This window comes from Bacillus sp. P4_D3, from assembly GCF_056401855.1.
Genome location: NZ_JBFUIN010000314.1, coordinates 1 through 3,803 on the forward strand (window position 1 = coordinate 1; position 3,803 = coordinate 3,803).

3 protein-coding genes, 1 pseudogene and 1 other annotated feature are annotated in these 3,803 nt (G+C 34.8%); of the genes and pseudogenes, 2 read left to right on the plus strand and 2 right to left on the minus strand.

Going from position 1 to position 3,803, the window contains the following annotated elements; genetic code table 11:
- Window positions 1–244 precede the first annotated feature (244 nt).
- Window positions 245–1,474, plus strand: a complete 1,230-nt coding sequence (locus tag AC1DTM_RS20085; protein WP_477000721.1) for an aspartate kinase — start codon at window positions 245–247, stop codon at window positions 1,472–1,474.
- A 189-nt stretch (window positions 1,475–1,663) separates the two neighbouring features.
- On the opposite strand, the pseudogene AC1DTM_RS20090 reads toward AC1DTM_RS20085, so the two are convergent.
- Window positions 1,664–1,753, minus strand: a pseudogene (locus AC1DTM_RS20090) (helix-turn-helix domain-containing protein); the annotation flags it as partial.
- A gap of 47 nt (window positions 1,754–1,800) precedes the next feature.
- Window positions 1,801–2,784, minus strand: coding sequence for an aspartate--ammonia ligase (gene asnA, locus AC1DTM_RS20095; protein ID WP_016104478.1), 984 nt, complete (start codon window positions 2,782–2,784; stop codon window positions 1,801–1,803).
- A 70-nt stretch (window positions 2,785–2,854) separates the two neighbouring features.
- Window positions 2,855–3,114, minus strand: a binding site (T-box leader).
- Window positions 3,115–3,522: 408 nt separating this feature from the next.
- Between asnA and AC1DTM_RS20100 the strand changes: the two genes are divergently transcribed.
- Entirely contained in the window at window positions 3,523–3,654 is a 132-nt protein-coding gene (locus tag AC1DTM_RS20100) for a DUF3934 family protein (RefSeq protein ID WP_000047589.1), read from the plus strand.
- Window positions 3,655–3,803: the final 149 nt, after the last annotated feature.

Consider the following 3,803-nt stretch of genomic DNA (forward strand, 5'->3'; position numbering starts at 1 on the left):
GTCATATGTACAGACGTGTACGTATGAAGAGCTATCTACAAAAAAGAGATATCATTTTTATGATATTCCTTTTTTGGCGGTTTTTTTTATTAGCTCCGTTTTCTGTTTCCCTTTTCCTGTAACAGCACCATCCTCACTTATTTGAGATGGTGTTTTTTGTTTTTCTCTCTGGTAACTACAGGAATATTGGGATTTGTATATGTCCTAACCTATTCTTAAAAATGGACGAAAGAAGGAATTCGTAATGGAAACGATTGTACAAAAATTTGGCGGTACTTCTGTCGGAAGCGTCGAACGCATTCAACATGTAGCAAATTTAATTATTGAAGAATATGAACGAGGACATAGTATTGTCTCTGTCGTTTCAGCAATGGGAAAAAGTACGGATAAACTTGTAGCACTTGCTAACGCTATTACTGAAAATCCAAGTAAACGTGAAATGGATATGCTCCTATCTACAGGAGAACAAGTAACCATTTCATTATTAACAATGGCACTACAAACAAAAGGTTATAACGCAATTTCATTAACAGGATGGCAGGCGGGTATTACGACAGAATCTGTACATAGTAGTGCACGGATTACTGACATTAATACTGGTCGTATTCAATCCTATCTTGCTGATGGCACGATTGTTATAGTAGCTGGTTTCCAAGGAGTAAGTGAAGAACATGAAATTACCACACTTGGCCGCGGTGGCTCCGATACGACTGCTGTCGCATTAGCTGCGGCACTAAAAGCAAAAAAATGTGATATTTATACGGATGTGTCAGGCGTATATACGACTGATCCACGAGTTGTACAAGATGCTTATAAATTAGATGAAATTTCTTATGACGAAATGTTAGAGCTTGCAAATCTCGGTGCTGGCGTATTACACCCACGCGCTGTTGAATTTGCTAAAAATCATAATGTCGTTTTAGAAGTAAGATCAAGCATGGAACAAGAAAACGGAACAATTGTAAGGGGAGAATGTAACATGGAACAACAATCAATCGTTAAAGGTATCGCATTTGAGGATAATATTACACGCGTCACAATTAAAGGATTAGAACAAGGTGCACTTTCAACAGTTTTCTCTACATTAGCAGCGGCACATATAAATGTAGATATTATTATTCAAAGTATTACAAATGAAGGAACTGTTCACCTCTCCTTCTCGATTCATTCTAATGATTTAAGAGAAACATTAGAAGTGTTAGAACAAAATCAAGAGGCACTTCACTATGAATCTGTAGAACATGAAAATCATTTAGCGAAAGTATCAATTGTAGGATCTGGTATGGTATCTAACCCGGGAGTTGCTGCGAATATGTTCACTACTTTAAAAGAAGAAGATATTCATATTAAAATGGTAAGTACATCAGAAATTAAAGTTTCTGTCRTAATTGACCGCCTTCATTTAGTAACGGGTGTTGAAGCACTACATCAATCATTTATGGCGAAAATTGAGCCTTTAGTGCAAATGATTTAATTTCCGCCAATAAAACTTACAACAAATTATATTAATCTATTTCCTTCCTATATAAATAGAAAGCTGTCCACATAGAATTTTAAAAATCTATGCAGACAGCTTTTTATCTTGTTATCGATATCCGAAGATCATTATAAAACAATTAGATTATTCTTTATACCCTTTCCTAGGAAATATAAATGACTCTTCTTATTTCTTATTACATATACCCTTTCGCTCTTTCCCTTGAAAAAACGATCTATATTCATTCAAAATAACTTTTTTCACGTCAAAGTAAAAAAGGGAGAGTAGCTCTTATTCCACAGCTACTCTCCCTTTCACTTATATTAAAACAAATGAATGTTTTCTTTTTTGCAAGCTTCACGTAAATCGTCAGGCCATACAGAAGATTGAACTTCACCGATATGTGCTTTACGTAAGAAGTACATACACATTCTTGATTGGCCGATGCCACCACCAATTGTTAATGGTAGTACGTCTTCTAAAATACCTTTATGGAAATCATACTCACGTTTGAAGTCTTCACCAGTTTTCGTTAATTGCTCATCAAGTGCTTTACTATCAACACGAATTCCCATTGATGATAATTCGAATGAAGCTTGTAGTACTGGGTGCCAGAATAAAATGTCACCGTTTAATTTCCAATCATCATAATCGGATGCGCGTCCATCATGCTTTTCACCTGAACGGAGTGCATCACCAATTCCAATAATAAAGACTGCACCGTGTTCTTTCGCAATTGCATGTTCACGATCTTTCGGTGTTAATTCTGGATATTTATCTTCCAGTTCTTGAGAAGTAATGAAAACAATTTCTTCTGGTAAATACTTTCCAAGGAACGGATACTTTTCAAATAAGTGATCTTCCAATTCTTTGAATATTCCATAAATTGTTTGTACTGTTTTTTGTAAGTAATCGACAGTACGCCATTCTTTTTGAACGATTTTTTCCCAATCCCATTGGTCAACATAAATGGAATGTGTTGCATCAAGTTCTTCATCACGACGAATCGCGTTCATATTTGTATATAAACCTTCACCAGCTTCATATCCGTATTCATGTAATGCGAATCTTTTCCACTTCGCTAGTGAATGCACAATTTCTAATTCTTCTCCTGAATGTAACATATCAAACTCAATTGGACGTTCTACACCGTTTAAGTGATCGTTTAATCCTGATTTTTTCGTTACGAATAATGGTGCAGATACGCGGAATAGTTCAAGGCGTTTTGCTAATTGATCCTCGAAAAATGTTTTAACTTCCTTAATTGCGATTTGAGTCTCTCTTACTGTCATTAATGATTGATACATGGTGGTTTCCTCCTAAAATGTTTGGATGTTGTGGAAAAAAGCCAACAAAAAAAGCCCTTCTTTCCCAAAAAACTGGGACGAAAGACTTTGGTTCCGCGGTACCACCCAAATTAGCAACAGAGGTTGCTCACTTATACAGTACGGAGATGAAAAAATCTCGATACTGTTCTTCTTGTAACGGCGAAGTTCCCGGCTAAGTCTACTTTCCTATAAAGGATTTCGGTTAGCGACTCCAGGAGGTTCTTCATAATAGGCTTCGTACCAGGCTCACACCGTCCCTGACTCGCTTAAACTACATCCTACTACTACTCGTCCTTTCATAGTCGTTTTGTTGTCACATCTCTGAAACATTTTATTAATGATTATTCTATACAAAAAATAGATAAAGTCAACAAAAAGTTTTAAAATATTTTTCAATTCTTTATTTTATGCCTTTACCGACTGTTCTTAATATAACATTTTTATTTCCTTTGTCTCTTCAATCCAAAAAACATTTCACTAATTGAAACTAACATATACACAACCAGTAATGTGATCGTTCGAAAAATAGAATCCGCAGTATTTCTTATTATTTTCATTTTATTTGTAATTCCTTTCAGTTTACTCGCAATTTCATGATATACTATAGCATTCAAGCAGTTTGTTTTTACTTAAAGCAAACATAGTCATTTATCGATAGTATTTTTCTAAAACATTGGCTATTATCAAATCAGATTTTTTATATAACGGAGTGATCATATGAGTAAAACGAAAGCAAAACCGAAAAAAGGTGTAGGACAAGGTACAGGAAGTAAAGGATGGAACCGTTGGCAATCAAGTGCGAAAAAGAAAGCTGCAAAACCATACAAAAGTAAAGGTACAAAGAAGTAAAATAAATTTCGCTTTATTTCTTTACTTTGTTCAAAACAAAATATAATTATTACAACAAAAAAGCTATGCTCTCATAAATTTGAAAGCATAGCTTTTTTCCATATTAAATCATAAGGATATCTCGAATTTCTTCCTCCGTTATTGAAGAC